The following is a 2,347-nucleotide window of genomic DNA, read 5'->3' as shown; positions in this document are numbered from 1 at the left end:
TATCATCGATGGGGAACATTTTGATCCGAAGGGAGTGTATACTGTTAACTTTAATACCACCCCCGACATCAGCAATATTTACGAGGTAGATGGCGATAAGGCCGCGGCTGCCTTTATGAAGAAGTATGAAAGTATGATAGTTAATACGCACCGTTATACTGATTACGATAATAAAAAGAAAAAGTATAAGCATAATCAAACGTTGTTTGTGCTGAATAACAACTGTGTAGTGGCATTCTGGCAATCCTGGTGTGAGATACTGCATAATGGCGCCGTTCCCACATTTATATATGAGGTAACGGGAACGGTTACACGTTATAAAGAGAAACAACGGAGAGAGCCGCATGAGATCAATCTTATCACCAGCGGGCGCAAAGGACTGGAGCTGAAAAGCCTGGAAATAAAACGTACCCAACTGGATATAGGGATGTTTTATGAAGATGATTTTAGGGAGATAGATAAAGTGATACAACAGCGGCTGAAGAAGGATAAGGACAAAGGCATTGTGTTGCTGCATGGCTTACCGGGAACAGGTAAAACTACCTACCTGCGCTACCTGATAGGCCGGATAAAGAAGCGGGTGCTTTTTGTTTCACCGGACCTGGCGAATAACATTATGAATCCGGAGTTTATGGAACTGCTGATCGATAATCCCAATTGTGTGGTGATCATTGAGGATGCAGAGAACGTAATCATGGACCGTAAGTTTTCAGGAAATTCGTCTGTATCCAACCTGTTGAACCTATCCGACGGCCTGCTGGCGGATTGTTTGAATATACAGTTGGTTTGTTCTTTCAACAGCGACTTATCAGCCATCGATAATGCGTTGTTGCGCAAAGGCAGGCTCATTGCAAAGTATGAGTTCAAACGGCTGCCGGTAGCCAAGGCACAGGCACTGTCGAAGCATATGGGTTTCGAAACTGTTATCAGCAAACCCATGACTATTGCTGAAATCGCGAATCAGCATGAGCCATCATTTGAATCCAGGCAACATGTGATCGGTTTCAGGAGGGAAGCGCTGGAAGAAATCGCGTAAGCATTATTTGATCATCTTTAAAAAGATAAAAAATGAAAAGGAATCAATTGTCCATATATATCAGGGATGTAAACATTATTGAGTATTTAATTACTGATTATGGACAATCAGGAGATCGAAAATTATATAGCTGCCTCAAGGATAAGAACAGGCAGAAGAAGAAAGCGCGATGCGCGTAAACAATACGACAAACAATTATTGCAATACAACAGGAAACAGAAGGAGTTGTGGCAGGCGTGGCAGAACCGGGGATATACGGAGCTTACTCCGCCGGTGATGAAAGGTTACATACGCTACTTTGTTTGACGTGATGATGTGGCGAGAAGCAGGAATGGTGCTTTTTTCCAGGAACTGCTGAAAAAGATCAATACATATGACTATAGTCACCGTAAAGATTTTAAGATAAAAAAGAGAAGAAGAGGAAGAAAGATACATGTATTAAGAGAGCAGCATTTATTACAACCGGCGGAGTATTTCTTTAAAAAAATGAAACTTACTCCGGCAGAAATGAATTGTTTTGAAGAACGCATCCGTTACTGTAAAAATGGTATTGACAAGGTAAAGTATTTTGTTGTAAAAGAACCCTGGCGGTTTGTATTGCAGGTACGTCCGAATATGGTTACCAAACAGCGCGTGGTAGCGCCGGAACTATGCTCGGCCATTGATCAGCTGGACAATTACCTGGAGCGTCATCAGCTGAAGCACAGGATATGGAAACTCACCAGGAGCCAGCAATCGGGCCGGAGAAGGTGGTTGCCCGAAAGAAAAGATCAATTTAAGAAATATACCCTGCAGCAACTATTGCAGGAGGAATGGTACGAATAAAAATTAACCCTTTATGTCAAATTTAAAAATCAGTGGTAAAACCTTACTGGAGATCGGTTACCCCCAAAGCCCCGTTTTTCGTGTAGCCATGGATGTTATTGAGCAGCATTATGCTCATTACACTACAGAAGAAGCAATTGAATTATTAAAGAAAGTGCTGGCGGATCCTGCCGCCTATAAAGAGGATGCAGTATTGGGTGGAATCGCAGAGGGTTTGCTGGTACCTGCTGCGCCGGCAGTTATTGCCCTGCGTGAAACCCCGGTGCCTTATGCTGTTTATGGAGAATCGTATATAGAAGAGGGCGCTGTGAAGCAGTTGAATAACGCGGTACGGTTACCTGTTGCCGTGGCAGGCTCATTGATGCCGGATGCCCACCAGGGATACGGATTACCGATTGGCGGCGTATTAGCGGCAGATAATGCCGTGATCCCGTACGGTGTAGGCGTGGATATAGGTTGCCGTATGTGTTTAAGTATACTGGATTT

4 protein-coding genes are annotated in these 2,347 nt (G+C 43.6%); all 4 read left to right on the top strand.

Going from position 1 to position 2,347, the window contains the following annotated elements:
* A partial coding sequence (locus VN105_RS25845; protein ID WP_325645687.1) for an AAA family ATPase occupies positions 1–1,036 on the top strand: 1,036 nt, incomplete at its 5' end.
* Between the two features lie 99 nt (positions 1,037–1,135).
* On the top strand, positions 1,136–1,342 hold the full coding sequence (locus VN105_RS25840) for a hypothetical protein (protein ID WP_325645686.1): 207 nt from the start codon (positions 1,136–1,138) through the stop codon (positions 1,340–1,342).
* A 9-nt stretch (positions 1,343–1,351) separates the two neighbouring features.
* On the top strand, positions 1,352–1,861 hold the full coding sequence (locus tag VN105_RS25835) for a hypothetical protein (RefSeq protein WP_325645684.1): 510 nt from the start codon (positions 1,352–1,354) through the stop codon (positions 1,859–1,861).
* A gap of 13 nt (positions 1,862–1,874) precedes the next feature.
* Positions 1,875–2,347: RtcB family protein (locus VN105_RS25830; protein ID WP_325645682.1), on the top strand; the 473-nt coding region annotated here is incomplete at its 3' end.

The organism is Chitinophaga sp., assembly GCF_035564935.1.
GTDB lineage: Bacteria > Bacteroidota > Bacteroidia > Chitinophagales > Chitinophagaceae > Chitinophaga.
The sequence above is the reverse complement of the archived record's forward strand: the minus strand, read 5'-3'. Positions and strand labels throughout refer to the sequence as shown.

What these genes read in the sequence shown, in the direction of transcription:
- VN105_RS25840 (WP_325645686.1), top strand. Translation starts at nt 1,136, where the DNA reads ATGGACAATCAGGAGATCGAAAATTATATAGCTGCCTCAAGGATAAGA.